Here is a 26,012-nt window from a genome sequence, read left to right on the forward strand (position 1 = left end):
GGGGCGGCCGGTGGTGAGGTCCCACAGGCGTACGGTCTTGTCGTCCCCTCCGGTCACCGCCACCGGCTTGCCGTTCACGGTGGTCGTCGCCAGCGCTCGCACCCAGTCGGCGTGCCCCGGCATCGGCGCGCCGACCGGCTGCGCGCTACGCGCGTCCCACATGCGCAGCGTGCCGTCCTCGCTGGCGGTCACCATGACCTGGCGGCCGTCCGGCTCGGCCGTGTCCACGGCGGTCACCGCCGCGAGGTGGCCGATGGGACGCCAGCCGATCGGGGCGCCGAACAGGGCGGCCGACGCGGAGACGGACGGCGTCGCCGGGCCCGCGATCATCCTCGGCACCAGCACCGCGCCCGCTCCGGCCAGCGCCACCACCACAACCCCCGCGATGGCCGCCCGCCCCATCCACGTGCGGGAGGACGGCGTGCCGCCGATGGGCTCGGAGATGGGACCCGAGATGGGGCTTGAGACGGGGCCGGAGTGCTGGGGCGGCCTCGTGGCCGGGACCGGCGTGGACGGCGTCGGCGGCGCGAACGGCCCTGACGGCGTGAACGGTGTGGAGGACGGGAACGGGGCGGGCGGAGTGAACGGCGGAAGGTGCTCCAGCCGGTTGAGGTGCGGGTTGTGGGAGCCGGGCGGCGCCACGGGGACGATCAGGGAGTTGAGCACCTGGTGCGCCGTCGGCCGCCCCTCGGGCTGACGGCCCAGACAGGAGGAGATGATCGACCGCAGCGGCTCGTCGATCCCGCTGAGGTCGATCTCGTCCTGGCGCAGCGTGAGGGCCATCGCGGCGATCGTGTTGCCGCTGAACAGCGGCCGCCCCAGCGCCGCGAAGATCATCGTCAGGGCCCAGCTGAACATGTCGGAGGCCGCGGTGACCCGCTCGCCCGCGAGTTGCTCCGGCGACATGTACGCGGGCGTGCCCAGCACCCCCGTGAGCGTCACGGTCTGGTCGCCGAAGGAGCGGGCCACCCCGAAGTCGATCACGTACGGGCCGTCCGAGCCGAGCAGCACGTTGCTGGGCTTGAAGTCCCGGTGCACGATCCCGGCGTTGTGGATGGAGATCAGCGCCGTGGCGGTGTTGACGGCCAGCCGGGTGAGCGCGGTGCCGTCCAGCGCCCCCTTGGACAGGACGTGCTGCTGGAGCGACTCGCCGGGGACGTACTCGCTGACCATGTAGAGGCGTTCGTCGCTGACCCCGTGGCCCAGCACGCGCACGGTGCAGAACGAGGCGACCTTGGAGGCGACCTCGATCTCGCGCTGGAAGCGCAGCCTCGACTCGACGTCGGAGGCGTCCACGGTCTTCATCGTCTTGATCGCGACCTGGCGCCCGTCGTCGTCCACGCCGAGGAAGACCGTCCCCTGACCGCCCTCGCCGATGCGGCCCGTGATCTGGTACCGGTCCACGGACCGGGGATCTCCGGGCTTGAGTGGCTGGATGTCCGGCACGAGGCTCCTGGCTGGGGGGCGAAACGGATAACCCGATCATAGGGCTACAAGCCCCAGCCGACCGTCTGAGCTCATCCGTTCAGAATTGCCAACATTTCTTCGCGAACGAGTCTTTGCGAAGAACTGTTTGCGGTCTAGGCTCCAAGGCATGACCCAACCTGACAAGAGCGTCGTCGTCCTCGACGCGAAGGGGTTGCGAGCCCTGGCGCACCCCGTCCGCGTGGAGCTGGTGGACCTGCTGCGCAGGCACGGCCCGTCCACCGCCACCCGCCTGGCCGAGCGGCTCGGCGTCAACTCCGGCACGGCCAGCTACCACCTGCGCAGGCTGGGCGCGGCCGGGTTCGTGGAGGAGGACGCCGAGCGGGGCAACGCGCGCGAGCGCTGGTGGCGATCGGTGCACCAGATCACCCGCCTCACCGGGGACGAGCTGAGCGAGACGGAGCCCGAGGCGGTGCTGGCGTACATGCAGTCCATCGCCACCCTCTACAACCTGCGCACCCAGCGGGCGGTCAACGAGGTGCTGACCATGCCCAAGGAGTGGGGGCGCGTGTTCGACCTCAGCTCGTTCGCGCTGCGGCTGACGCCGGAGGAGGGACGGCGGCTGCGGGAGGAGCTGACCGGGGTGGTCGAGCGTTACCGGCGCGACGTGCCGGGCGAGGACGCGCCCGAGGGCTCGGCGCGGGTCTCGGTCATCACCGAAGTCCTGCCGGAGTTGTGATGGAGCGCTCGTTACGCCCGATGGGCGGAGTGCTCGCGGCCATGACGGTGGCCATGACCGGCACGCGGGTGTCGGCCATCGCGCTGCCCTGGTTCGTGCTGGAGAGCACCGGCAGCGCGATGTGGATGGGCGTCGTGGCGTTCGCGGAGACGGTGCCGTACGTGCTGGTCAGGGCGCTGACCGGGCCTCTGGTCGATCGGCTGGGGCCGCGCCGCATGTCGTGGGCCGCCGATGTGGCCAGCGCCTCGGCCGCCGCGGCGATCGTCCTGCTGCACACGCTGGACCTGCTGCCGATGGGCGCGCTGATCGCCCTGGTGGTGGTGATCGGCGCCGCCCGCGGTCCGGGGGACCTGGCCAAGGAGACCATGGTTCCCGAGGCGGCCGAGCGCGCGGGGATGCCCCTGGAGCGGGCCACCGGCCTGATGGGCGTGACCGAGCGCCTGGCGCAGACCGTCGGGCCCGCCCTCGGCGGCGCGCTCGTCGCGGTCGTCGGCGCGGTGCCGAGCCTGAGCCTCAGCGCCGGGTGCTTCGCGCTCGGCTCCGTGGCCGTGGCGCTGGCGCTGCCGCGTGGCATGGGACAGCAGGCGTCAGGACACGGGGAGGAGGAGCGATACTGGCGGCGGTTCGGGCAGGGGCTGGCGTTCCTGCGCGGTGAGCCGCTGCTGCTCGCCGTGATGGCGATGGTCTGCGTCACGAACCTGCTCGACGCCGCCTTCTCCCAGGTGCTCGCCCCCCTGTGGGCCAAGGAGTCCGGCCACGGCACCGTCGTGCTCGGGCTGAACAGCAGCGTCATGGGCCTGACCGCGGTCGGGGGGAGCGTGGTCGCGGCGGCGGTGGCGCATCGGATGCCGCGACGGCCGGTGTTCTTCGTCGCGTTCCTGTTCGCGGGGCCGCCGAGGTTCCTGATCCTGGCCACCGACCTCGGACGCGACCTGCCGGTGTGGGCGATCGTGGCGGTGTTCGCGGTGAGCGGGTTCGGCGGGGGGTTCCTGAACCCCATTCTGGGGGCGATCTCCTACGAGCGGGTGCCGCGTCACCTCCTGGGCCGGGTGGCCGGGCTGCAGACCTCGCTGTCGTGGGCCGGGATCCCGCTCGGCGGCCTGCTGGCCGGGGCGACGGTGGCGGTCGCCGGGCTGGCGCCGGTGCTGCTGGTCTGCGGCGCCGCCTACGCCGCCACCACGAGCCTGACCGGCCTGCGCCCGGAGTGGCGCGAGATGGACCGCCTCCGCGCCCGTCCGGAGAGCGCCCGTCCGGAGAGCGCCCGTCCGGAAAGCGCCCGCCCGGCCGGTCCGGCTCCGGGGGAAAGCGCGGGGACGGCGGACCGGGCTCGCCTCAACGAGTGATCATGCCCTGCGCCAGGTCGGCGGCCACCGCCTCGGGAGCGCGTCGCTCCGCGGGCCCGTACCCGCCGCCACCGCCCGACTCGCACCGCAGCACGTCCCCGGCCCTGACCGGCAGCGCGTTCACCTTGAGCATCTCCCGCTCCTGCGCCGTCCCAGGGTTGAGCCTCACCCGCGGGGGAGCGCCCGCCTGGCCGCCCGCCAGCCCCCACGCCGGCGTGACCGACCGCTCGAACCACAACGACAACGAGGTGTCCCCGCGGAACTCGTACTCCCGCACCACACCGTTCCCGCCCCGCCACCGCCCGGCCCCGCCGGTGTCCGGGCGAACCTCGTAGCGGGTGACGCGCACCGGGAACAACGTCTCCAGCACCTCGATCGGCATGTCCCGCAACGACCCGTTCACGTTGTTGATCAGGCAGGTCTCGCCGTCCCCGCCCTCCCACGCGCCCCACCCGCCGACGGTGGCCTCCTGGGAGACGTACAACTTCCCGGTACGCGGATCCGTGCCGGTGAACTGCACGATCATCGAGTCCCCGTACGACGCCGCGGCCGCCTTGCCCGGCAGCACCGGCGCCAGCGCCCTGACCACCAGGTCGATGAGCAGCCCCAGATGCGAGTAGTAGTACTGGCAGGCGGCGGGCGACTCGGCGGCCAGCATCGAGCCGGGCCGCGTCTCCACCGACAACGGCCGGAACGAGCCCCCGTTCAGCGGCACCTCACCGGAGACCAGCAGCTTGTACCCGACCCGCACCGCCGCCACCGCCTGCGCCGCCCCGCAGTTGACCGGCCCGAGTGTCTGGTCGGCGCAGTCGGTCAGGTCCACGTGCATCGACTCGCCCGAGACGGCGACCCGCACGTTCACCGGCAGCGGCGTGGCCAGGTCGATGCCGTCGTTGTCCAGGAACCCCGATGCCTCGTACACCCCGTCGGGGATGGCGGCGATGGCCGCCCGCTCCATCCGCTCGGTCTGGGCGAAGATCTCGTCGCGGGCCGCCATCACCGTCTCCGGCCCCCACCGGCCGACGATCTCCTTCAGCCGCCGCTGCCCGGTCATGGCGCAGCTCACCTGGGCCCGCAGGTCGCCGAGCGTGGCATGGGGGAAACGCACGTTGCGGGCGATCACCTCGTGCAGGTCGCGGCAGGGCTCGCCGCCCTCGTACACCTTCACCGGGCCCAGCCGCAGGCCCTCCTGGAAGATCGACGTGGAGTCCATCGAGCCGCCGGGGTCCTTGGAGCCGACGTCCAGCCAGTGCGCCCGCGAGGCCGCGAACCCGGCGAGCTCCCCGCCGGCGAAGATCGGACCGTACACGGTGACGTCGTTGAGGTGCGTGCCGCCGATGTAGGAGTCGTTGAGCACCCACACGTCGCCCTCCCGCCACACCTCCCGCCCGTGGCGGCGCTCGGTCTCGCGGGTGCACACCTCCAGGTTGCCCAGGAAGATCGGCAGCCCGGACGACTGGCCGAGCACGTTGTGGTCGCGGTCGAGCAGCGCGACCGCGCAGTCCTTGGCCTCGTAGATGACGGGGGTGTAGGAGCTGCGGATGAGGGTGGTGTTCATGTCCTCCGCCGCCTGCAGCAGCGCGCAGCGGATGATCTCGGTGGTGACGGGGTCGATCACTTGTCCACCTTCACGATGAGGAAGCCGTTGCCGTCCACGGTGGCCAGGCAGCCGGGCGGAATGACCGTGGTGGCGGTCTCCTCCACCACGATCGCGGGCCCGGCCAGCTCGCCGTCGAGGCCGGCGCGCCGCAGCACGGGCGTGCGGTGCACCTCGCCGTCGAAGATCACATCCCGTACGTCCGGCGCCGCCCGGTCCTGGGCCTGCGGAGCGGGGGCGGCGGTACGCGGGAACGAGCCGAACCCCGTGCTCCGCAACATCACGAACTCCACCGGCGCCTCGGGGGTGGCGTGCCCGTACCTGCTGGTGTGGGCCTCGGCGTAGCGGGCCGCGATCTCCGTCAGGAAGCCCGCTTCCGCGGGCTCGGCGGCGTCGCGCAGGGGGATGGTGAGCGTGTAGTCCTGGCCCTCGTAGCGCAGGTCCACGGCATGCTCCACGCGCCGCCGCTCCTCCGGCACGCCCTGCCCGGCCAGCGCGTCGAGCGCCTCCCGCTCCAAGTTCACGAAATATCCGGACATGTCAGCGCCGTCGAGCGCCTCCTGCGGCCGGAAGTACGGATGCGTCAGATCCCGGCGCACGTCCGCCTCCAGCATCCCCCACGCCGAGAACGCCCCGGGGAAGCGCGGCACCACGACCTCGGAGATCCCCAGCTCCCGCGCGATGAACGCGGCGTGCATCGCCCCCGCGCCCCCGAACGCCACCAGCGCGAACTCCCGGGGCTCCACCCCGTGCTCGACGGTCAGCGTACGGATCGCCTGCGCCATCTTGGCGTTGGCCACCTCGCAGATCCCCTCGGCCAGGCGCAGCGGATCGAGATCCAGCTCCCCGGCCAGCTCCGCCACCGCCGCGCCCGCGGCGTCCACGTCGAGGGTCATCAGCCCGCCCGCGAACCATGTCGGATCGACGCGCCCGAGCGCCACGTTCGCGTCCGTGACCGTCGCCCTCGTCCCGCCCCTGCCGTAACAGGCGGGCCCCGGCACGGCGCCCGCCGACTCGGGGCCGACGCGCAGCGCGCCCGCCTCGGCGTAGGCCAGGGAGCCGCCGCCCGCGCCGATCGTGTGCAGGTTCACGATCGGCATCAGCACCGGGTAGCCCTCGATGCGCGCCTCGGCGCTCACGTCCGGCCGCCCGTTCACCACGAGCGACACGTCGAACGACGTGCCGCCCATGTCGACGCAGATCAGGTTGCCCTTCTCCAGGAGCCTGGAGGCCGCCACGCCGCCCATCGTCCCGCCGACCGGCCCTGACAGCAGCGTCTGCAGCGGCCGGCGCATCGCGTACGAGGCGTTGACCAGCCCGCCCGAGGACTGCATCACGTGCACCGGCACCGCCAGCCCCCGCTCGGCGAAGCGCCGCTCGATCCTGGCCAGGTAGCGGCGCACCACCGGCCCCGTGTACGCCTCCAGCACCGCCGACGAGGTCCGCTCGTACTCCCGCCACTCCCGCGCCACCTCGTGCGAGAGCACGACCAGCACGTCGTCACCCAGTTCCGCCCGCAGGATCTCGCCCGCCCGCACCTCGTGGGCCGGGTCGGCGAAGGAGAACAGCAGGCACACCGCCACCGCGTCGAAGCCGCCCGCACGCGCTCGCCGCGCCGCCGCGCGTACCGACTCCTCGTCGAGCGGCGCCAGCTCACGCCCGAGATGATCCAACCGGCCGCCCGCCTCCATGACGTCCTGGCGCGGCACCAGCGGCTCCGGCTTGCGATAACGCAGGTCGAACATGCGCTCCCGGTTGCCCCTGGCGATCTGGTACACGTCCCCGGCGCCCCGGCTCGCCAGCAACAGCACGCGGGCGCCCTTGCGCTCCAGCAGCGCGTTGAGGCCCTGCGTGGTGCCGTGCACGAAGAACGAGATGCCCGCGGGGTCGTCCACGACCCGCCCGAGCGCGGCGAACACGCCCTCGGCCAGGTCTCCCGGCGTGGTGGGCGCCTTCGAGGCCGTGACGGCGCCCGACCGCTCGTCGTAGCAGACGACGTCGGTGAAGGTCCCGCCGATGTCCATGGCGACGCGATGACTCATGCGCCGAACCGTATGCCGCGCGGGGGCGCGCCGTCCTGTGCGAGGCGCACAGGACAGCCCGCCCCGGAGTGCATCCCGCAGGGTTTCAGCCGTCCCCGGTGAGGATCATGCCGCCGTTATTTCCCCCTACCGCCACGGCCCCCTCGGAGGCGCTCACCGCCGCCCGCGGCAGCATCGCCGCGACCTCCCGCCCCAGGACGGGGTCCGCCAGGAACGCATCCATGATCGCCAGCCTCAACGCGGTACGCCCGGCGTCGTCGTCCGGCTTGGCCTGTGCCACCCCGCCGATCACCTGCCTGGAGTGCGCGTCGCCCCTGCCGAACACCCGTTGCAGGATGCGCGAGCCGCGGGCCACCGTGGTGTCCGCGGCGAGTTCGCTGGTCTTGGCCAGCACGCCTGTGCCGTAGGCGTCGATCGCCGCCGTGACGTACGGCATGACGTCGTTCGCAGTTTCGTCCAAGAGACCCTCCCGTAGGTCCGTATGGAATGACGAGATCGTAGCTCTCAGAGTTCCTGCGGCAAGGGCATACTCTGTCGAATGTGCCTGCCCCGTATCTCACACTCACGACCGTCGTCGAGCACGAGACGGAGGCGCGCCGCTCCCGCTTCATCTGCGCCGTGGCTCCGGCGGGCACCGTGGAGGAGGCGGCGGCCTTCATCGCCGAGCGCCGCCAGAAGCATCCCGGCGCCGGCCACAACTGCACCGCGTACGTGATCGGGGAGCGCATCCAGAAAGGCGACGACGACGGCGAGCCCGGCGGGACCGCGGGCACCCCCATGGTCCAGGCGCTGGTCGGCAGGGGGTTCAGCGACGTGGTGGCGGTGGTGACGCGCTACTTCGGCGGCATCCTGCTGGGCGCTGGCGGGCTGGTGCGCGCCTACGGCGGCGCGGTCACCGAGACCCTCGACCGGGCCGAGCCCGTGCGCATGGTTCCCGCCCGGCTCGTGTGGGTGGCGGTCGCGCACGATCAGGCCGGGCGGGTCGAGAACGACCTGCGGGCCTCGCGTCACGCGGTGCGCGAGGTGACGTACGCGGGGGAGGTCACCTTCGCGTTGGCGGTGGGGGACGACGAGGTCGCCGCCTTCACCGACTGGGTCGCCACACTGACGGCCGGCCGCGCCCGCGTCACGACCGGCGACGCCCTTTACGTCCCCGCCTGAGGGCTCATCCGTCCCGGCTGAGTCCTCACCTGTCCCGGTCTGAGACCTCAGCCGTTCCGGTCCGAGTCCTCAGCCGTTCCGGTCCGAGTCCTCAGCCGTTCCGGTCCGAGTCCTCAGCCGTTCCGGTCCGAGTCCTCAGCCGTTCCGGTCCGAGTCCTCAGCCATCTCCGCCTGAGACCTCAGCCCTCCAGCGCGTACTGCATGACGCGGAACTTCGCCTGCGCCTCGGCCAGTTCGGCGGCCGGGTCGGAGTCGCCCATGATGCCGCCGCCCGCGAACAACCGGGCCCGGCGGCCCTGCACCAGTCCCGAGCGCAGCGCGATGCCCCACTCGCCGTCGCCGTGGGAGTCGATCCAGCCCACGGGACCGGCGTACCCGGCCCGGTCCATGCCCTCCAGCTCGCGGATGACCTGGATCGCGGTCGGCGTCGGGGTGCCGCCGACGGCCGCCGTCGGATGCATGGCCGCCACCACGTCCAGCACCGAAGCCCCGTCGGCCAGCCGCCCGGTGACGTGGCTGGCCAGGTGCTGCACATTCGGCAACATCAGCAGTTCGGGCTCGTCGGGGGTGGTGAGGGAGGAGCACAGGGGGGTCAGCGTCTGGCGTACGGAGGCGATCGCGCACTCGTGCTCGTGCCGGTCCTTCGTCGAGGCGAACAGCGCCGCCCCCCGCGCGAGGTCGTCGGCCGGACCGGTGCCCCGGGGCGTCGTGCCGGCCAGCACCAGCGACTCGATCTCCTGCCCAGTACGCCGGATCAGCAGCTCGGGGGTGGCGCCGACCAGCCCCGCGACCGAGAAGGTGTAGCACTCGGGGTAGCGCCTGGCCAGCCGGGTGAGCAGCAGCCGCACGTCGATCGGCCGCTCGGCGGTGGCGACCAGGTCGCGGGCCAGCACCACCTTCTCCAGCTCGCCCTCGCGGATGCGTTTGGCGGCCCGCGCCACGACGTGCTCCCACTCGGGGGCAGTCAGGCTGCCGTCGCCGTAGCTTATCCGGCCGGGCTCGCGCACCGGCGTGAACGTCTCCAGCGGCGGGTCGCCGATCGTGGTCAGCCACGCGTGCCCGTCGCGGCGGGCGAGCACCGCCCGGGGGACCACGAGGACCGAGCCGTGGGCCTCCTCGTCGAAGGTGAAGCTGCCGAAGGCGACCGGGCCCGACCCTGGGGTGCGGACGGCGTCATCGACGTGCGCGTCGCCGAAGACGGTGGTCAGCCACTGGCGGGCCCAGGCGAACCTGCCGGGCCCCGGGGGGACGGTCACCCGGGCGGCCTCTCCCCATCCGGCCAGGCCCTCGCCGTTTCTGATCCAGGCGTAAGGGGCCCTCCTGGGCAGGGATGCCAGCAGATCACCGGGGTCGCCTACAGGGGTGGTGCGAACCGGCAGCGGGCGGGTTGTTCCGAGCGCGACACTCACTCAAGACACTCTATGCGGGAACTGAACACGTTCGACTCGGACCCCCGTGAATGCCGAGTTACGGGCAAAGAACCCGGAAAAAACAGGATGCCGTCGACTATTGTGCCTGACCAGATTGGGTGCGCCCTGTCAAGCGATGATATGAAACCGGTCCTGAACTGGCAGACCTTGCCGGATGGACATAGTGGGCCGGTGATCGGCTATCTACCTTGGTGCTCATGATCGCTCGCCTGGGGCCGGCAGCCGCCGCCCTCGTCGTCCTGTCCGCCTCGCCCCCGGCGCCCGCCGCTGCCGCCGCCGTCGCCCAGCCCGTACCCGAGGTCATGGCCGCGCTCGGAGACTCCATCTCCACCGGCTTCAACGCCTGCGGCTTCTACGTCTCCTGCGTCGCCCGCTCCTGGTCGTCCGGCGACAACGGCGAGGTCAGCAGTCACTATCTGCGCCTGGCGGAGATGTCTGGAACGCTCCAAACGCAAAACTACGCCGTCCCAGGGTCGACCAGCGCCGACCTGCTCGGCCAGATGAAGAAGGCGGTCGCCGCCAAGGCCGACTACGTGACGATTCTCATAGGCGCCCTGGACGCCTGCGTCCGCACCGAGCAGGCGATGACCCCCGTGCAGACCTACCGGCGCCGCCTCGACACGGCGCTGGCCGAACTGCGTGCCGGCATGCCCGGGGCCAGGGTGTTCTTCGCCAGCATCCCCGACGTGCGGCGGCTGTGGCAGATCGGCAGGACCCACCCCCTGGCGCGCACGTTCTGGAGCGCCGGGCGCATCTGCCAGTCCCTGCTGGTCCGTCCCACCTCCACCCGCCGGGCCGACACCGAACGCCGCTCCAGGGTGCGGGCCCGGGTCATCGCGTACAACCGCGCCGCGGCCGACGCCTGCGCCGCCTTCGGCCCCAACTGCCGCACCGACGGGGGAGCGGTCTTCTCCTACCCCTTCACCCTCGACCACGTCAGCAAGTGGGACTACTTCCACCCCAACACGGCGGGCCAGCGAATCCTGGCCGCCCAGACCTACGACCGCACCTTCACCTGGCTCGACCCCCGCTAACCACCTCCGGGCCGCCCCTCCGCGGCCCGCCCCCTCCGCCGCCCACCCGCTCGCTCGCCCACCCGCTCGCTCGCCCACCCGCTCGCTCGCCCATCCGCCCGGCCCATCCGCTCGCTCGCCCGGGCCATCCGCCGTCGCTGCCCGCGGTTGGCGTCCGCCGTCCGCGCGCCCGCCGCTGCCGCCGCCCTTCGTCGCCCACCTGCTCGGCCCATCCGCTCGCTCGCTCGTCCGGGCGATCTGCCGTCGCTGTACGCGGTCGTCATCCGCTGTCCGCGCGCCCGCCGCTGTCTCGCCGTCCTCCGCCAGTTGCCCCGCCGTCGCTGGTCCTCCGCTGCCCGCCGCGGTCGGCATCTGTGGGCCGGCCGCCCTTCGCCGTCCGCGCGAGGGCCGTCCGCGCGAGGGCCGTCCGCCGATGGCCGTCCGCCGATGGCCGCCCCCGATGGCCGCCGCTGTCGGCGGTCGTTATCCGCCGCCTTCCTCGCCGCCTTCGTCGTCCGTCGGCAGTTGCCCCCGCCGGGCCCGTCTTTTGGACCCTCGCCCAAGTGGGGTTCTGCGGTGGGAGGCGCGTCTTCACCCTCTCTCCCCGAAAGACCTCAGCCGAAGTGCGGGGCTACCGGCACTGGGTGAGCATGATCTTCTTGTCCGCCGACGTGACCGGTACGTCGTACTTGAGGGCGACCTGGGCGAAGCGGGTGACGTACGCGCAGCGGATGCCGCGCCGGGGAGGCAGCCAGCTTGAGGGCCCTGCCGCGTCCTTCTCCTCGTTGGCGTCCCCGTCCACGGGCAGCAGGTTGAGCGGGTCGTTGGCGAAGTCGATCCGCTTGGTCATCGCCCACCGCGGCGCCCCCATGCGCCACCCGTAGTTGAGCGGCACCACATGATCGACCTGCACCGCGTCCGCGTTGTCCTTGTGCCAGTGGATGAGCCGCCCGGTGTAGGGATCCGTCAGCTCCATGGAGACGACCTCGCAGCTCGACCCCGCCCGGTATTTCACGTTCTGACCGTCACGGGCCAGCAGGTCGTCCCGGGTACGGCAGCCGTTGCGCGCGTACGGCACCCCGACGGCCGAGTCGGCCCAGTTCTCCCCGTACCGGGTGCGGGCGTACCCGGTGTTGGACCCGAAACCCTTGACACGCAGGCGTTTGATGAGGCCGCGTGCCTCCGACTTCTCGGTGTCGGAGATGATGGGGGCCAGGCCCGGCAGCGTCCCGCTGATGTTGCCCAGCGGGCTGGCCGCGGTGGCCGGTGGGGTCTTGGCGCTGCCGATGAAAGAAACGACGATGATGGCTCCAGCGAGGACGGCGACCGCGTCCTTGGTGCTCAAGCAGACCTCCGAGAGCTCCAGGTTGTCTAGAGAAATTCCCGGCATCGGGCGTTTTGACACGGGGAGAGTTGTGTGACTGATCGTCCGATCGACCCGGATGTCGATCTCCACGTTCCCGCGCAGCGCGCCGAACTGCACTGGCCGGTGATCGCCGTGATCGCCGCCGGCGGAGCGCTCGGGGCACTGGCGCGGTACGGCGCCCAGACCGCGCTGCCCGCCGGGCCGGGGGAGTTCCCGTGGGCGACATTCCTGGTCAACGTGTCGGGCTGCCTGCTCATCGGGGTCCTCATGGTGGTGATCACGGAGGTCCGGGAGGCCCACCGGCTGGTGCGGCCGTTCCTCGGGGTGGGGATTCTGGGCGGGTACACGACGTTCTCGACGTACGTGGTGGACGTGCAGCGGGCGGTCGCGGCGGGAGCGCCGGTGACGGGGCTGCTCTACCTGGCCGCGACGCTGCTGGCGGCGCTGGCGGCGGTGACGGCGGGCATGTGGGTGACCCGCCGCCTCGCCAAGACCCGGATGAGCGCGCGATGACGGTGGTGGCCCGGGTGTGGGCGATGACGCTGGTGGCCCGGGCGGGCACGATGACGCTGTGGCCCGGGTGTGGGCGATGACGCTGTGGCCCGGGTGCGGGCGATGACGCTGGTGGACGGGGCGGGCGCGCTATGACCGTGTTGCTGATCGTGCTGGGGGCGGCGGTCGGGGCGCCGCTGCGGTACCTGGCCGACCGTGCGGTGCAGGCGCGGCATGACACGGTGTTCCCCTGGGGGACGCTGACGGTCAACGTCTTCGGGTCGGCGCTGCTGGGGTTCCTGGCCGCGCTGCCGGCGGGCGACGGGGTGATGGCGCTGGCGGGGACCGGTTTCTGCGGGGCGCTGACGACGTACTCGACGTTCGGGTACGAGACGGTGCGGCTCATGGAGGAGGGGGCGCGCTTCCACGCGGTCGCCAACGCGGTCGCCGGCGTCGTGGCCGGTTTGGGCGCGGCCTACTGCGGCCTGGCGTTCGCCCAAGCCCTGGCCGCCTGACAACGCGGCACTGTCGGCGCGTTGTGTGGATTAATCCACGGAACGATCGCCGTACCCGCAGGACCCTGGACGGGTAAGGCGCGAGGACTCAAGTGGTTCCGGCGTCCAGGACAGGGGCGGACGCCGGGATCCGGAGTTACGGTGTAATCAGGTAATCCCTCCAAGGTCGGGGAGCTGTGAATGCCCGAACCTCTCGACGCCTACTCCCGTGTCGTCTCCTCCGTGGCGGCCGAGCTGATGCCGAAAGTGGCCAGTGTGCGGGCCGGCCGGGGCAGCGGGTCCGCGGTGGTGTTCACCGCCGACGGGTTCCTGCTGACCAACGCGCACGTGGTCGGATCCTCCCGCTACGGCACCGTGGCCTTCGCCGACGGCGTCTCCGGCGACTTCGAGGTGGTCGGCCGCGACCCGCTGTCGGACCTGGCCGTGATCAGGGCCCAGACGGCCACGCCGCCGCCCGCCGAACTCGGCGACAGTGACGAACTGGTCGTCGGCCAACTCGTCGTGGCCGTGGGCAACCCGCTCGGCCTGACCGGGTCGGTGACGGCCGGGGTCGTCTCTGGGCTCGGCCGGTCGCTGCCCGCGCGCAGCGGCGCGAACATGCGGCTGATCGAGGACGTGATCCAGACCGACGCCGCGCTCAACCCGGGCAACTCGGGCGGGGCACTGGCCGACTCGCGGTCGCGGGTGGTCGGGATCAACACGGCCGTGGCCGGGATCGGGGTGGGGCTGGCCGTGCCGGTGAACGCCACGACCCGCTCCATCATCGCCGCGCTGATCAGGGACGGCCGGGTCAGGCGGGCGTTCCTGGGCCTGGTGACCTCGCCGGCGCCGCTGCCCGAGCAGTTGCGGCTGCGTACCGGGCAGGATGGGGCGCTGAGCGTGGTCGAGGTGGTGCCAGGCTCGCCCGCGCACCAGGCGGGGCTGCGCGCCGGCGACATCGTGCTGAGCGCGGGCCGCACCCCGGTCGGCGACGCGCAGAGCCTGCAGCGGCTGATGTTCGCCGAGGCGATCGGGCGGCCGCTGCAGATCACCGTCTACCGCAACGGCGCGCTCGTGGACGTCATCGCCGAGCCGGTGGAGCTCACGGGCACGGGGGTTTGAGCTCCGCCCCCTCGGCCAAGCGCGCCGCGTCCGCCGTAGCCGCCCCATCGGTCAAGCGCGCCGCGTCCGCCGTACCCGCCGTACCCGCCGTGTCGGTGGCACCCGCCATGGCCGCGCGCTGGGCGCGGCTCTCGCGCCGGGCCAGCAGGGAGGCCAGCAGCGCGTCCCATTTCTGCCCGATCACGTCCACGTCGTACGTGCGCGCGGTCTCCAGCGCCCCCGCGGCCAGGTCGCGCCGCAACTGCTCGTCCTCGATGACGCGGATGATCGAGTCGGCGAGGTTGGCATTGGTACGCGGCTTGACCAGCAGCCCGTCCACCCCGTTCTTGATCATCTCCTTGGGCCCGTGCGGGCTGTTGAAGCTGACGATGGCCAGCCCCTTCGCCATCGACTCCAGGATCGTCATGGGAAAGCCCTCGTGACGCGAGCTGAGCACGTAGATCGACGCCTTCTCCAACTCCGCGCCCACGTCGGGGGTCGGTCCCGGCAGTTCGACCTTGCCCTCCAGGCCCGCGTCGACGATCTGCTGGGCGAGGTTCTCCTGCTGCGGCCCCGCGCCGAAGATGCGCAGCTTCCAGTCGGGGTGGGCGGCGGCCACGGTCTCCCAGGCGGTGATCAACCGGTGGAAGCCCTTGATGCGGGTCAGCCGGCCGACCGCGATGGCGACCTTGGCGTCGAGCTTGGCCACGTCGCCGGTCATTGGCGGCACGGCGTTGGGGATGCGGACCACCTTGCGCGGCGGCTTCGGCAGCGTCTCGCGGTAGTCCTTCAGATCGGCCTTGGTGAGCGTGACCAGAGCGTCGAGGCGGCGGTAGCGCCACTTGATCAGCTCCTGGATGGGCTCGGGCTGGGTGGCCAGCGCCACGTGCTCCTGCCCGACGGTGATGACGCCGGGCAGTGCTAACTGGGCCATCGCCAGGTTCAGCCCCGGGCGGGTGGCCATGAGCACGCCGGTGTCGAGCGAGCGGATGTAGCGGGCCAGCTTGAGATCGGTCCACAGGTTGAACCGGTGGTAGGCGGACTCCTCCTTGGGGATGAGCTTGCTCGGCAGCTTCGACAACATGGCGCGCACCGGGTCGGGACCCGGATGGAGCCGGTCGTCCAGGAAGCGGAACCGTACACGCGGGTCGATGGGGAAGAAGGGCTCCTCCGCCTCTTTCAGAATGCTGACGATCTCCACGTCGTGCTCCTTGGCCAGATAGCTGGCCAGGTTGAACACCGTTCGGATCGTCCCGCCCATCCCGTAGGCGTGCAGCAGCAGGATGCGTACCTGCCCGGTCGAAGGCGGCGGCGCGTCGCGTGTCTTGCGCCGGTTGTACCCCCGATAGAGCCGGACCATCGCCGACTTGCCCTTGCGTGCCAGTGCGCGCACCTGACAAATCCCCTTTGTTCGTGGAAAGAAAGTCTTCAACACACGTGGCCGGTGCTGAAGCGTTGTCGCCTCACCACCGGCCCAATAGCCCATTCGTCGATGGAGTGCACGTTGTTCATCCCCCGTGCGCTATCCCCATCTATGATCTTTAGACGCCTGAAAGGTGCCTAAGGTTGCATGCGCGGGCGGTGCCGGGGGTCGGGAGTGTGCGGCGGGTGTTCGGCCAGCAGGTCGAGGGCGGCGTCGATGGCCCGTTCGAGCTGAGTGTCCACGCCCCTGGCGTAGTCCTGCGGGGTGATGTCCACCTCGATGTCGGGATCGGTGCCGTAGTTCTCCACCTGCCAGCCTCCGTCGTCGAAGACGTCGTCGAAGGCGAAGGAGAACTCCGGCTGCGTGGTGACCGTGCCGTCGGCGAGCCGGTGGCGCGGCCAGATCCCGATCACGCCGCCCCAGGTGCGCTTGCCGACCAGCGGGCCCAGCTTGAGCAGCTTGAAGGTGTGGCTGAAGATGTCGCCGTCCGAGCCCGCCCACTCGTTGGTGATCGCCACCAGCGGGCCGCGCGGCGACTCCGGCGGGTACGGCTCAGGATCGCCCCACCGCGGATAGTCGTAGCCCAGCCGCCGCCTGGCCAGCTTCTCCAGCAGCAGCGCCGACACGTGCCCGCCGCCGTTGAAGCGCACGTCCACGATGAGCGCGTGCCGGTCGTACTCGGCCAGGAACCCCCGGTGGAACTCCCCGAACCCGTCCGCGCCCATGTCCGGCACGTGCAGGTAACCCACCCGGCCGCCCGAGCGCTGGTGGCACCGGGCGCGGTTGAGGTTGACCCAGTCGCGGTAGCGGGCCGGCTGCTCGTCGGCGAGGGCCTGCACGGTGACGGTGAAGACGCGCTCCTCGCGGCGCAGCGTCAGCTCCACCTCCTCGCCCGCCTGGTTGACCAGGCGCTCGTTCGGGGTGGCCGCCACCCCGATGGGGGCGCCGTTGATGGCCAGGACGGCGTCGCCCTTACGCACGTCGAGCCCGAGCCGGTTCAGCGGCGAGGTCGCCTTCGGGTCCCACGGGTCACCCGTCACGATGGCGGCGATGTGGTAGACGCCGTCGCGGCGGTACCAGTCCACGCCCAGCTTGCCCTGGCTGTAGTCGGGCCCGGGGCGATACTCGCCGCCGCTCTCGAAGGCGTGGCTGGTGGCCAGCTCCCCGTGCAGCTCCCACAGCAGGTCGGAGAACTCGCCCCGGGTCGTCACCCGGCCCACCAGCGGCTGGTAGCGGTCGTACACGGCGGGCCAGTCCACGCCCGACATGTCCTCGGTCCAGAAGTTCTCCCGCTGCAGCCGCCACGCCTCACGGAACATCTGCCGCCACTCCGCCTCCGGGCAGACCGACACCTTGATGCGCGACAGGTCGATCCAGCCGCTCTCGCGTCCCGGCCCCTCCTCATCGCCCGGCGCCTCGCCCGCCTTCACCACTCGCAGCCGGCCGCCCGCGCGGTACAACAGCGTTTTGTGGTCGCGGCCCAGCTCGAAGTCGTCCACGCCGTCGGCGAACGTCTCGTTCTCGCCCTTGGCGAAGTCGAACAGGTGCAGCGTGTTGTCCCCTTCGAGCGGGCTGGTCAGGATCAGCGCCTTGCCCTTCAGCCCCGCCACCCGCTCGTAGCGGCCCTCCGGCAGCGGGAACGCCGTCACCCTGGTGGACAGCCCGTCCACGTCGACGCGCAGCGGCTCCGGCTCCTCCTCGTCCTCGTCGTCCTTCTCCTCCAGGGGACGCGGCCGGGGCACGAACGGGTCCGGCACGTCCGCGCGCAGCGCCACCGCGTACGGGCGCGTGCCCAGCGGGAAACCCAGGTCGAACTGGAGCTGGTCGTAGACGGGGGAGAAGACGCGCTGGCCGATGAAGTACAGGTAGCGGCCCTCGGGGTCGAAGGCCGGCATCGCGTCCTTGAGCACCGGCTCGCTGGCCTGCACCGTACGGGACGTCTCGGGGTGGTGCAGCTTGATCGCGCTGGTCTGGGAGTTGAGCGGGCTCGCGTACGCCAGCCACCGCCCGTCGTGCGACCAGGCCGGGTCCTCCGGCGGGCCGTGCGGGTTGGCCTCGACCAGCTCGGCCCGGCCCGTCTCCAGGTCGAGCAGGTGCAACTCGTCGCGGTGGTTGACGATCGCGACCCGGTCGTGGGCGGGGTCGGGCGCCACCTCGTTGATCCGCCCGAGCCTGGCCACCTCCGTGCCGGGGCCGCCCTCGCCGCCCTCCAGGATGACCAGCTTCTCCTCGTCGCCGTCGTCGCTGGCCGCCGCGATCAGCCGGGTGCCGTCGTTCAGCCAGGTCAGAAAGCGGTAGCGGACGCCGTCGGGGGAGCCGTGCTGGCGTACGGGACCCTCCCAGTCCGCCATCGCGTACGCCTTGCCGCGCGCCGTGATCGCCAGCGCGCTGCCGTCCGGGCTCAGCCGGGCACTGTCGAGATAGTCGGCCGCCTCGACGAACCTGCGGTTGCGCTGCGTCCTGGAGCTGGCCAGCCGCACCTCCAGCCGGCGCGGCCGCTCGCCGGGCTCCAGCAGGTACAGGTCCGCGCCCGCGTGATAGACCAGCCGGTGCCCGTCGCCGGACAGGTTGCGGGCGTAGTAGTCGTCGTGATGGGTGTGCTTGCGCAGGTCCTGGCCGTCGGGGGTGCACGAGTAGACGTTGCCGACGCCCTCGTGGTCGGAGATGAAGCACACCCGGCCGCCGCTCCAGCAGGGTGAGGCCAGGTTGCCGGGCAGCCTGATCAGCCGCCTGAACTCGCCGTCGCCCAGCGGGTCGATCCACAGGTCGCCGACCGTGCCGCCGCGGTAGCGCTTCCACCGCGCCGGGTCGGCGGTGTTGCGGCCGAGCACGATCATGCCCTCGGGGCCGTACGCGATCGAGTTCGCCGGTCCGTACGGGAGCCGCTCCGGCACCCCGCCCGGCGCCACCCGGTGCAACCATGAGCGGCCCTCGAACGGCTGGGACTGGTCGCTGGCGTACAGGATGTGCCCTTCGGGATCCCAGCCGGTCACCGTGCAGCGCGCCCCGTGGAAGGTCACCCGGCGGGCCGCGCCGCCGTCGGACGGCATCACGTACACCTCTTCAGGACCCTCCTCGCGCCCGACGAACGCGAACTGGTCGCCGCGCGGCGAGATGCGCGGATAACCGGCCTCGGCCAGCCCGGCGGTCAGCCGGAAGGCCCGCCCGCCCTGGGCGGAGACCATCCACAGGTCGTCCTCGGCGGCGAAGACCACCACGTCCTGGAAGACGGCGGGGAATCGCAGGTATGCCGACATGAGTGCAGCTCCACACGGTCGATCGGACAGCCGGGACCTGGCGGGCCCTCGGCCGTCCGATCATGTCACCGGTCCGGGCAGCGTTCGGTCACTCTTCGCTGGACGGCTTCCGGCTCTCCCGCTTCGTCTCCTTGGCCTGCCGGCTGGTCTTGATGGCCTGCTTCTTCGACTTGCCGGACTTGGAGGCTGGTTTCTTCTTCGTGTCTGCCATGGAAATCTCCCCCCGTAACGGACGAGATGCACCGCATTGGTGCACCAAGCCAGTTAATACCCATTAAACGGCGAAACCCGACATACCACCCTTACATGCCGGCGGCGGCGGACCGGACGGGGCGATCACCGGCGGCCTCGGACCACCACACGCCCTCCCCGTGCGACAGGCCGGGCAACATCTGCTCGACCTCGTGGACCACGGCCGCGGGAACCTCCCCCTCCAGCACCCACGCGTCTTCCCGCCGCCGCGTGTCGCGCAGCTCGCCGCCCAGTCCGGCCAGCTTCGCGGTGACCGGCCCGAACGCTTCCAGCGGCACCTCCGCCTCGAAGCGGTGGCACGGCTCGTAGACGGTGGTGCCCGCCAGGCGCAGGGCCCGGGCCAGCACGATCGGCGTACGCCCGCGGAAGTCGCCCGCGACGCTGTCCGGCGCCGAGTATCCGGACCTGGTCAGCGTCACCATGACGTCGGTCACCGGCCACCCGTGCGGCCCCTCGCGCAGGGCCAGGCGCACACTCTCCTCGATCGCCCGGTGGAAGGCCATCGGCAACGACCCGAGATCCACCTCCAGCCGATATCCGACACCCGAGCCCACCGGCGCAGGCTCGACCCGCAGGCCCACGGTCGCCATGAACTCGTTGCGGCCGTGGCGCTGGATCTCCTCGACCGCCTCACCGGTCCCCGACGGGCGCTCGAAGTACACCGGGCGGCTCGGCTCGAACTCCGCCTCGACGCCGAAGTCCCTGGCCAGGGTCTCCCCGATGACCTCCTTCTGCACCTCGCCGTAGAGCAGGACGGAGGTGTCGCCGCCGGCCAGCGTACGGGTGCCGATCAGCGGGTCCTGCTCGGCGAGCGCGAGCAGCGCGGCGTGCAGGCGGGGCTCCTGGCCGGGAGTGCGGGGCCGTACGACGGTCTCCAGGCTCGGCGGCGTGAAGTGGGCCTGCCCGACCGGCCCCGGCTCCCCGACATGGTCGCCGACCCGGATCTCGGGCACGCCCCACACCTTGACGATGTCGCCCGCCACGGCCTGCCGTCGCTCCGGGGCCCCGGCGACGGACAGGGCGGTCAGCCGCCCGTCATAGCCCTGCCGCCCACGGTAGAAGGAGAGAGCCTCCCTCGCCCGCAGCACACCGGACCGGATCCGCAGGTAGGCCACCTTCTCCCCGGAGGGTGCCCGCTCGATCGCGAACACGTTTCCCCGTGCCGCGTGCTCGTCCTGCTCCTGGGATACGGCGGGCAGCAGTTCGCCGATCCCGTCGAGCAGTTCGGGCAGGCCCTGCCCGGTGATCGCCGACCCGAACAACACCGGGTAGGCGGCACCGTCGCCGCACTGCCGCGCCAGCGCCGCGCGCACCTGCTTCGTCGAGGGCGTCCCGCCCTCGACGAGCAACTCCAGCAGCTCGTCGTCGTGCTCGGCCAGCACCTCGGCCGCCTCGTGCGGGGAGGTCACGGGGCAGGTGACGGCCTCGGGCCCGCCGATGCCCCGCACGGTGTTGAGCGGCACGCAGGACGGCGCGAGCCGCCGCCGGATGTCCGCCAGCAGTTCGCCCTCCCGGGCTCCCCGCCGGTCGATCTTGTTGACGAAGATCAGCGTGGGCAGCCGCAACTTCCGCAGGGTCTTCATCAGGACCCGCGTGTGCGGCTGAACGCCTTCGACGGCCGACAGCACCAGCACGGCGCCGTCGAGCACGCCGAGCGCCCGCTCCACCTCGGCCACGAAGTCCGCGTGCCCCGGGGTGTCCACCAGGTTCACCCGCAGGTCGCCCAGGGTGAAGGAGGCCACGGCGGTGCGGATGGTGATGCCACGGCGGCGTTCGATCTCGCCGGTGTCGGTCTGAGTGCTGCCGCCGTCGACGCTGCCGAGCCGGTCGATGACGCCGCGCTCGTAGAGCAGCCGCTCGGTGAGGCTGGTCTTACCCGCGTCTACATGCGCGAGGATGCCGATGTTCAGGATGTGCATGGAGATGAAGCCCTCGAGAAACTCTCGTGCCAATGGGGCGCTGGGAGAATCCGTAGGGGCGCCGCATCTCATGCTCCTGATCTCTGACCGACAGTGCCCGGCCATCCTGCCACCGCGGGCCGCGGGCGGGCCAGTTGTTTTATCGGCGCGGCGATCAGGGCCGGCAGATGCGCTCGATGAGCTCCTGCCAGCCGCGTGTCACCTGCTCCCGGGCGTGGGAGACGTCGTCGGTGAGGGCGGACGCCGACATGTAGAGCAGGAGTGGGGCTTCCAGGGCCGCGGTGAGCTGGACGGCGAGGATGTCGAGATCGGCGGTGCCGAGGGGGATCTGCCTGAGCAGCATGCCGATGTGCATCCGGGAGAGCGCCGTCGTCTCCGTGCCCATCGGCACGGGCCGGCGGCCGTCCAGCGCGGCACGGACGATCCCCCGGTGTTCGATCAGGAACTCGGCCCTGGCCCGGCCGTAGGCGATCAGGCGGTCCACCGGCGGGGCGCCCGGGCCCAGTGGCGGCGGCCCGTACAGCACCCGCTCCTGGAAGGCGTGATCGTCATCCTCGATCAGCGCGTGGAAGATCCCTGCCCGGGTGCCGAACCGGCGGTAAACCGTCCCCTTGCCCAGGCACGCCCGTTCGGCCAGCGCGTCCATGGTCAGTTTGTCGATGCCGTGCTCGGCGAGCATCTCGCGGGCCGTGGCCAGCAGTTGCCGCCGGTTGCGCACGGCATCGGCACGCTCGGGGCGCGGAGCTCCCACCAAGGGGAGGACAGGGCGATCCACACGAATCACCCTACAGCGGGAATGACAAACGGGGGAAAGTCCGTTTATGCTTCCGTACGGCGACACCGCCGAAACCGTATTGACCTGGAGAAACCCCCATGAGCCTGTTCCGTCTTGACGCCAGCATCCTGCCTGCCCGCTCGGCCAGCGCCGAGCTTGCCGACCTGGTGGAGGCCCAATGGTCGGCCGCCCACCCCGGCGAGCCGATCGTCCGCCGTCACCTGGGCACCGACCCGGTGCAGGCCGATGCCTGGGCGCACGCGATCACCGCCGGTTTCACCCCCGAAGACCAGCGCACCCCGGCCCAGCTCGACGCCCTGGCCCTGGCCGCCGGCCTGAAGGAGGAGCTGACCGCCGCCGACGCCGTCCTGCTGGCCGTCCCGCTCTACAACTACGGCGTCTCCCAGCACTTCAAGACCTGGGTGGACCTCGTCATCGCCGCAGGCGCACCCGCCGACCCCCTGCTGAAGGACAAGCCCACCGTGCTGGTCACCGTCCGCGGCGGCGGCTACGCACCCGGCACCCCCCGCGAGGGCTGGGACCACTCCACCCCTTACCTGCGGCGCGTCCTGGCCGACATGTGGGAGGCCGACCTCACCGTCGTCGAACGCGAGCTCACCCTCGTCGGCGTCAACCCCGCCCTGGACCACCTCAAGGACATCGCCGCCGAACACCACGCCAAGGCCCGCGACGCCGCCCACCACACCGGCCACGCCCTGGCCGCCAAATAACCGGCGAACCCCGTGACCCATCCACCGGACCAACCGGCCAAGGTGCCCCGGCTGCTGACCGCGCCGCCTGGCGCCGCCGATGAGCAGCCGTAAGGCCCGGCTCCCGTCCACGAGTCCAACCGCCTCGGCCGCCCGCTCCGCGAGCACGACGAGCCGGCGGCCGAGGCGACCCAGATGGCTCTGCTGCCATGCCGGTACAAAGGGGCCGGGAACCGTCACAGGAGCCGGAGTTGCTCCGGCTGATCTGGGGGCGGAGGACGGTGGGGTGGGATGCGGCGGGCCATGGCAGGGGTGGCGCGGCCGACTCCGTGGCGTTCGGCCAGATCCTGCACGAGGCCCGTGACCCGCTGCTGGTAGGACTTCGGCGCGTAGGCGCCCCGCCCGTAGAGCTCCAGGTAGCGCGGCACCAGACGTGGATGCTCGCGTGAGAGCCAGCTCAGCCACCACTCCCGGGCGCCGGGGCGCAGGTGCAGGACGATGGGGGCGATGTGGGTCGCGCCCGAGTCGGCGATCTCCTTGACCGTGCGGTCGAGCTGCGCGGGGGAGTCGGTGAGGTAGGGGAGGATGGGCGCCATCAGGACGCCGCAGGCGACGCCGTTGTCGTTGAGGGTCGCGCAGGTCTCCAGACGGCGGCGCGGGTTGGGGGTGCCGGGCTCGACGGTGCGCCACAGCTCAGGATCGACGAAGCCGACCGAGACGCTGGCGCTGACGTCCGTTACGTCGGCGGCCTCGGTGAGCAGGTCGAGGTCGCGCAGGATCAGGGTGCCCTTGGTGAGGATCGAGAACGGGTTGGCGGCGTCGCGCAGCGCGGCCAGGATGCCGCGCATCAGCTTGTAGCGCCCCTCCGCGCGCTGATAACAGTCGACGTTGGTGCCCATGGCCACGTGGTGGCCGCCCCAGCGGGGGGAGGCCAGCTCCTTGCGGGCCAGCTCGGCGGCGTTGACCTTGACCACGATCTTGGAGTCGAAGTCCGCACCGGCATCCAAATCGAGATATTCGTGCGTTTTCGGGCAAAACAGTAAATGCAGCGGTGAGTGCAGCCCCGATAGGGGTTGATCGTGTACTCGAACGGGACCCGGCTCGCCCCGGGAACCCGGTTGATGATGGATTTCGCCCGGATCTCGTAGAAGGTCATCCCCTGGAATTCGGGCGTGTCGAACGTTCGGGTCACCGCGCCGCGGGCGAAGAGCGGCACGGCCGGATCGGCCTGGCCGGGCGCGGCCAGGCGCAGGTTGTCCCAGCGCATCCCATGATTAGAACAAAGGTTCGAGCTTGATCGCAAACCGAAAAGAGGTTGCAATTACATGGTCAGGCGGGGGCTAATGATCTTCAGGGTTGGGCAGAAAGACGCCACAGAGCTTGCGTTCCGGAGGTGCACCCATGGCCTGGTCGCAGGACGAGGAGCGAATGCTGGCCCAGATTGAGCAGCACCTCGTCGATGACGATCCGAGACTCGTGGCACGGCTCGAGTCGTTCAACGAGCGGGTTCGTCGTAGCGAGACGAGGTCGAAGGGGCAGCCAGGGCCCAGACGCCGACCGCGCAGAACGACGGTCATCATCGTGATCAGCTGGCTGCTCATCGCCACGTTGGTCGCCACGCTTCTGATCATGGTTCTCCGGCACGAGGCCGCCGCGGCCATGGCCTTGGCCTCCGTCCCCTTCTGACGACCGCCGCCGCACCACCCTCCCCTCCGGCCCCCTCGGCGCGGGCGGAGGCGAGCAGGGCCGGGCCCGTGCGTGTCGAGCAGACCGCCGGGCCGCGCGCTGGTGATCCAGCGGGTTTCAGTGCAGGCCCCGCTTTCCCGGCGTCCAGAACGGCTTGATCTTGATGGACCTGCGCGGCCAGTTGCGTTCGCGTACGAGATAGTCGCGGATCATCTGGCACGTCCGCGCCTCGCCCGCCAGATAGGCGGCCCCGGTGTTGCCGGGCAGCTCCAGCCCGGCCACCGCCTCCACGAGCGTCTGCGACGAGGCGGCCGGCGCGCCCCGGCGGTGAACGCGGCGCAGCGCGTGCGGGCCGGGCATGGGCGGGTCGTGCTCGGCGGACTCGCTCTCCAGCGCCCCGTGCACCTGCGCGTCCTCCCCGAGCGCGCGGAGCATCGGTCCGAACGCCGCGCTCGCCGTCTCATCCCCGGCGAACAGGTGGAAGGGCGCCTCGTCCTGGGTGAAGAAGTCGCCCTGCGGCCACCAGAACGTGACCGTGTCCCCGCGCGCCACCTCACGGGCCCAGCGCAGCCCGATGCCGTCACCGTCGTACAGATGTGCCCTCAGCTCCAGTGCCCGCCGGTCGGCGTCGAGCTCCCAGATCGTGTACGTCCGCAGCGTCTCGGCCGGGCGCAGGATCCCGTACACCGACAGCGGGTCGTTGATCTGCACCCTGATGTGCTGCCCCGCCCGGTAGGGAAAGTCGATCGGCGTCTCGGTCGCCAGCCGGATGCGCCGCATCGTGGGCGTGACGAGCTCGGCGCCGGTGACCCGCGCCTCCACCACGTACTTGGCGAAGGCGCTCGCCAGCGGATTGCGTGCCATCTCATCTCCTTAGAGCACGTAGATTTGCTTAGAGCCATTAAGGAAACATAGATGCTCTAGGATGTCAACGGATGTTCCCGGAGGAAGGTTGGGCGATGGTGGTCGGCAGGCGTGAGCGGGTACGGCAGGCGACGCTGGCGGAGATCCGCGCCGCGGCGCGCAGGCTGCTGATCGAGCAGGGGCCCGCGGCCGTCACGATCAACGGCGTGGCCAGGGAGATGGGCATGAGCGGGCCGGCGCTCTACCACTACTTCGCCGGTCACGAGGAGCTCGTGGCGGCGGTGACCGTCGACTTCTTCCGCGAGCTGACCGAGGCGATGGAGGCGGCGCGCGGGGCGCAGCCGCCGGGCGATCACGGCCGCAGGCTGCTGGCGGCGTGCCGGGCGATGCGGCGCTGGGCCGTCACGCACCGGGCGGAGTTCGGGTGGGTGTTCGCCAGCCCGATGGCCGGCGAGCGGCGGCCGGACTCACCGCGCGAGCTGGCCGGGCAGGACTTCGAGCGGGTCTTCATGGAGGAGATCGCCGAACTGTGGCGGACCCGCCCGTTCCCGGCGCCGGGGGAAGGGGAGCTGGATCCGTCGATCAGGGAGCAGCTCCGCGCGTACGCGACCGCCACCGGCCTGACGCTGCCGGTGGAGGTGATCCACGTCTTCCTGTCGTGCTGGATCAGGCTGTACGGCCTGCTCTGCATGGAGGTGCTCGGCCAGCTCGACTTCGCCTACTCCGACCTGGAGCCGGTGTTCGAGGAGTGCCTGCGTGAGATGGCGCCCCGGCTCGGCCTCGACTACGACGCCGCGACCGGCCGGGACACGTAGGCGCGCAGCGCGGCCACCCCGCTGCCGGACCAGAACCGGATCGTCCGCACCGGCAGCCCGCTGCGGCGAGCCGGCTCGCCGATGGTGTGAAGCCCGTCACTCACGATC

24 protein-coding genes are annotated in these 26,012 nt (G+C 71.5%); 10 read left to right on the forward strand and 14 right to left on the reverse strand.

All coding sequences use genetic code 11. From position 1 onward, the window contains the following. On the reverse strand, window positions 1-1,446 hold a 1,446-nt coding region (locus ACFPZ3_RS56620), incomplete at its 3' end, for a WD40 repeat domain-containing serine/threonine protein kinase (protein WP_379522762.1). Window positions 1,447-1,594: 148 nt separating this feature from the next. Between ACFPZ3_RS56620 and ACFPZ3_RS56625 the strand changes: the two genes are divergently transcribed. After that, the gene (locus ACFPZ3_RS56625; RefSeq protein WP_379522763.1) at window positions 1,595-2,164 is read left to right on the forward strand and encodes an ArsR/SmtB family transcription factor; all 570 of its coding nucleotides are present in this window, start codon (window positions 1,595-1,597) and stop codon (window positions 2,162-2,164) included. After that, window positions 2,164-3,507, forward strand: a complete 1,344-nt coding sequence (locus tag ACFPZ3_RS56630; protein WP_379522764.1) for an MFS transporter — start codon at window positions 2,164-2,166, stop codon at window positions 3,505-3,507. The genes ACFPZ3_RS56625 and ACFPZ3_RS56630 overlap by 1 nt, the downstream gene beginning before the upstream one ends. Here the strand turns inward: ACFPZ3_RS56630 and ACFPZ3_RS56635 are convergent. The 3 genes from ACFPZ3_RS56635 to ACFPZ3_RS56645 all read right to left on the reverse strand — a co-directional run bounded on the left by ACFPZ3_RS56635 (window position 3,497) and on the right by ACFPZ3_RS56645 (window position 7,606). Continuing rightward, window positions 3,497-5,125, reverse strand: a complete 1,629-nt coding sequence (locus ACFPZ3_RS56635) for a hydantoinase B/oxoprolinase family protein (RefSeq protein WP_379522765.1) — start codon at window positions 5,123-5,125, stop codon at window positions 3,497-3,499. The genes ACFPZ3_RS56630 and ACFPZ3_RS56635 overlap by 11 nt on opposite strands. Then, entirely contained in the window at window positions 5,122-7,146 is a 2,025-nt protein-coding gene (locus ACFPZ3_RS56640) for a hydantoinase/oxoprolinase family protein (RefSeq protein WP_379522766.1), read from the reverse strand. Before ACFPZ3_RS56640 ends, ACFPZ3_RS56635 begins: the two co-directional genes overlap by 4 nt. Before the next feature lie 85 nt (window positions 7,147-7,231). Then, the gene (locus ACFPZ3_RS56645; protein WP_379522767.1) at window positions 7,232-7,606 is read right to left on the reverse strand and encodes a hypothetical protein; all 375 of its coding nucleotides are present in this window, start codon (window positions 7,604-7,606) and stop codon (window positions 7,232-7,234) included. Between the two features lie 80 nt (window positions 7,607-7,686). Here ACFPZ3_RS56645 and ACFPZ3_RS56650 point away from each other — a divergent pair, with 80 nt between their 5' ends. Next, window positions 7,687-8,307 (forward strand): IMPACT family protein, encoded by a 621-nt coding sequence (locus ACFPZ3_RS56650; protein ID WP_379522768.1) that lies wholly within the window; start codon window positions 7,687-7,689, stop codon window positions 8,305-8,307. Between the two features lie 179 nt (window positions 8,308-8,486). Here the strand turns inward: ACFPZ3_RS56650 and ACFPZ3_RS56655 are convergent, their stop codons facing one another. Then, complete coding sequence (locus tag ACFPZ3_RS56655; RefSeq protein ID WP_379522769.1) at window positions 8,487-9,716, reverse strand: isochorismate synthase; 1,230 nt, start codon at window positions 9,714-9,716, stop codon at window positions 8,487-8,489. Between the two features lie 218 nt (window positions 9,717-9,934). Here ACFPZ3_RS56655 and ACFPZ3_RS56660 point away from each other — a divergent pair, with 218 nt between their 5' ends. Next, window positions 9,935-10,771, forward strand: coding sequence for a GDSL-type esterase/lipase family protein (locus tag ACFPZ3_RS56660; protein WP_379522770.1), 837 nt, complete (start codon window positions 9,935-9,937; stop codon window positions 10,769-10,771). 610 nt (window positions 10,772-11,381) lie between these two features. On the opposite strand, the gene ACFPZ3_RS56665 is transcribed toward ACFPZ3_RS56660, so the two are convergent. Then, window positions 11,382-12,095, reverse strand: coding sequence for an HNH endonuclease family protein (locus ACFPZ3_RS56665; RefSeq protein ID WP_379522771.1), 714 nt, complete (start codon window positions 12,093-12,095; stop codon window positions 11,382-11,384). 72 nt (window positions 12,096-12,167) lie between these two features. On the opposite strand from ACFPZ3_RS56665, the gene ACFPZ3_RS56670 reads away from it, so the two are divergent. The 3 genes from ACFPZ3_RS56670 to ACFPZ3_RS56680 all read left to right on the forward strand — a co-directional run bounded on the left by ACFPZ3_RS56670 (window position 12,168) and on the right by ACFPZ3_RS56680 (window position 14,224). Next, window positions 12,168-12,629 (forward strand): fluoride efflux transporter FluC, encoded by a 462-nt coding sequence (locus tag ACFPZ3_RS56670; RefSeq protein WP_379522772.1) that lies wholly within the window; start codon window positions 12,168-12,170, stop codon window positions 12,627-12,629. Between the two features lie 131 nt (window positions 12,630-12,760). After that, window positions 12,761-13,123 carry a fluoride efflux transporter CrcB gene (gene crcB, locus ACFPZ3_RS56675; protein ID WP_379522773.1) on the forward strand — a complete coding sequence of 121 codons (363 nt, stop codon included), beginning with the start codon at window positions 12,761-12,763 and terminating at the stop codon, window positions 13,121-13,123. Between the two features lie 180 nt (window positions 13,124-13,303). Beyond that, window positions 13,304-14,224 carry a S1C family serine protease gene (locus ACFPZ3_RS56680; protein ID WP_379522774.1) on the forward strand — a complete coding sequence of 307 codons (921 nt, stop codon included), beginning with the start codon at window positions 13,304-13,306 and terminating at the stop codon, window positions 14,222-14,224. On the opposite strand, the gene ACFPZ3_RS56685 is transcribed toward ACFPZ3_RS56680, so the two are convergent. From ACFPZ3_RS56685 to ACFPZ3_RS56705, 5 genes are all read right to left on the reverse strand, one after another. Next, window positions 14,205-15,596, reverse strand: a complete 1,392-nt coding sequence (locus tag ACFPZ3_RS56685; RefSeq protein WP_379522775.1) for a glycosyltransferase family 4 protein — start codon at window positions 15,594-15,596, stop codon at window positions 14,205-14,207. The two genes, ACFPZ3_RS56680 and ACFPZ3_RS56685, sit on opposite strands and share 20 nt — an antisense overlap. Window positions 15,597-15,763: 167 nt before the next feature. Further along, entirely contained in the window at window positions 15,764-18,883 is a 3,120-nt protein-coding gene (locus tag ACFPZ3_RS56690) for a S41 family peptidase (protein ID WP_379522776.1), read from the reverse strand. 88 nt (window positions 18,884-18,971) lie between these two features. Continuing rightward, window positions 18,972-19,094, reverse strand: coding sequence for a hypothetical protein (locus ACFPZ3_RS56695; protein WP_379522777.1), 123 nt, complete (start codon window positions 19,092-19,094; stop codon window positions 18,972-18,974). Window positions 19,095-19,185: 91 nt separating this feature from the next. After that, on the reverse strand, window positions 19,186-21,054 hold the full coding sequence (locus tag ACFPZ3_RS56700) for a GTP-binding protein (RefSeq protein ID WP_379522778.1): 1,869 nt from the start codon (window positions 21,052-21,054) through the stop codon (window positions 19,186-19,188). 154 nt (window positions 21,055-21,208) lie between these two features. Further along, complete coding sequence (locus ACFPZ3_RS56705; protein WP_379522779.1) at window positions 21,209-21,805, reverse strand: TetR/AcrR family transcriptional regulator; 597 nt, start codon at window positions 21,803-21,805, stop codon at window positions 21,209-21,211. A 122-nt stretch (window positions 21,806-21,927) separates the two neighbouring features. On the opposite strand from ACFPZ3_RS56705, the gene ACFPZ3_RS56710 reads away from it, so the two are divergent. Continuing rightward, window positions 21,928-22,560, forward strand: a complete 633-nt coding sequence (locus tag ACFPZ3_RS56710; RefSeq protein ID WP_379522780.1) for an FMN-dependent NADH-azoreductase — start codon at window positions 21,928-21,930, stop codon at window positions 22,558-22,560. 215 nt (window positions 22,561-22,775) lie between these two features. On the opposite strand, the gene ACFPZ3_RS56715 is transcribed toward ACFPZ3_RS56710, so the two are convergent. Beyond that, a complete protein-coding gene (locus ACFPZ3_RS56715; RefSeq protein ID WP_379522781.1) occupies window positions 22,776-23,546 on the reverse strand; it encodes a radical SAM family protein in 771 nt (256 codons plus the stop codon). Window positions 23,547-23,940: 394 nt separating this feature from the next. Here ACFPZ3_RS56715 and ACFPZ3_RS56720 point away from each other — a divergent pair, with 394 nt between their 5' ends. Then, the gene (locus ACFPZ3_RS56720) at window positions 23,941-24,225 is read left to right on the forward strand and encodes a DUF3040 domain-containing protein (RefSeq protein ID WP_379522782.1); all 285 of its coding nucleotides are present in this window, start codon (window positions 23,941-23,943) and stop codon (window positions 24,223-24,225) included. 117 nt (window positions 24,226-24,342) lie between these two features. Here the strand turns inward: ACFPZ3_RS56720 and ACFPZ3_RS56725 are convergent, their stop codons facing one another. Further along, complete coding sequence (locus tag ACFPZ3_RS56725; RefSeq protein ID WP_379522783.1) at window positions 24,343-25,089, reverse strand: siderophore-interacting protein; 747 nt, start codon at window positions 25,087-25,089, stop codon at window positions 24,343-24,345. Window positions 25,090-25,160: 71 nt separating this feature from the next. Between ACFPZ3_RS56725 and ACFPZ3_RS56730 the strand changes: the two genes are divergently transcribed. Continuing rightward, window positions 25,161-25,904 carry a TetR/AcrR family transcriptional regulator gene (locus ACFPZ3_RS56730; protein ID WP_379522784.1) on the forward strand — a complete coding sequence of 248 codons (744 nt, stop codon included), beginning with the start codon at window positions 25,161-25,163 and terminating at the stop codon, window positions 25,902-25,904. Here the strand turns inward: ACFPZ3_RS56730 and ACFPZ3_RS56735 are convergent. Next, window positions 25,874-26,008: a hypothetical protein gene (locus tag ACFPZ3_RS56735; RefSeq protein ID WP_379522785.1), complete on the reverse strand. Its 135-nt coding sequence runs from the start codon at window positions 26,006-26,008 to the stop codon at window positions 25,874-25,876. The genes ACFPZ3_RS56730 and ACFPZ3_RS56735 overlap by 31 nt on opposite strands. Window positions 26,009-26,012: the final 4 nt, after the last annotated feature.

The organism is Nonomuraea insulae (assembly GCF_042656245.1).

Excerpts from the sequence above, each read along its gene's own strand:
- ACFPZ3_RS56710 (WP_379522780.1), top strand. The coding sequence starts at position 21,928 with ATGAGCCTGTTCCGTCTTGACGCCAGCATCCTGCCTGCCCGCTCGGCC.
- ACFPZ3_RS56700 (WP_379522778.1), bottom strand. The coding sequence starts at position 21,054 with ATGCACATCCTGAACATCGGCATCCTCGCGCATGTAGACGCGGGTAAG.
- ACFPZ3_RS56730 (WP_379522784.1), top strand. The coding sequence starts at position 25,161 with ATGTTCCCGGAGGAAGGTTGGGCGATGGTGGTCGGCAGGCGTGAGCGG.
- crcB (WP_379522773.1), top strand. The coding sequence starts at position 12,761 with ATGACCGTGTTGCTGATCGTGCTGGGGGCGGCGGTCGGGGCGCCGCTG.
- ACFPZ3_RS56725 (WP_379522783.1), bottom strand. The coding sequence starts at position 25,089 with ATGGCACGCAATCCGCTGGCGAGCGCCTTCGCCAAGTACGTGGTGGAG.
- ACFPZ3_RS56640 (WP_379522766.1), bottom strand. The coding sequence starts at position 7,146 with ATGAGTCATCGCGTCGCCATGGACATCGGCGGGACCTTCACCGACGTC.
- ACFPZ3_RS56720 (WP_379522782.1), top strand. The coding sequence starts at position 23,941 with ATGGCCTGGTCGCAGGACGAGGAGCGAATGCTGGCCCAGATTGAGCAG.
- ACFPZ3_RS56695 (WP_379522777.1), bottom strand. The coding sequence starts at position 19,094 with ATGGCAGACACGAAGAAGAAACCAGCCTCCAAGTCCGGCAAGTCGAAG.
- ACFPZ3_RS56690 (WP_379522776.1), bottom strand. The coding sequence starts at position 18,883 with ATGTCGGCATACCTGCGATTCCCCGCCGTCTTCCAGGACGTGGTGGTC.
- ACFPZ3_RS56625 (WP_379522763.1), top strand. The coding sequence starts at position 1,595 with ATGACCCAACCTGACAAGAGCGTCGTCGTCCTCGACGCGAAGGGGTTG.
- ACFPZ3_RS56630 (WP_379522764.1), top strand. The coding sequence starts at position 2,164 with ATGGAGCGCTCGTTACGCCCGATGGGCGGAGTGCTCGCGGCCATGACG.
- ACFPZ3_RS56660 (WP_379522770.1), top strand. The coding sequence starts at position 9,935 with ATGATCGCTCGCCTGGGGCCGGCAGCCGCCGCCCTCGTCGTCCTGTCC.
- ACFPZ3_RS56680 (WP_379522774.1), top strand. The coding sequence starts at position 13,304 with ATGCCCGAACCTCTCGACGCCTACTCCCGTGTCGTCTCCTCCGTGGCG.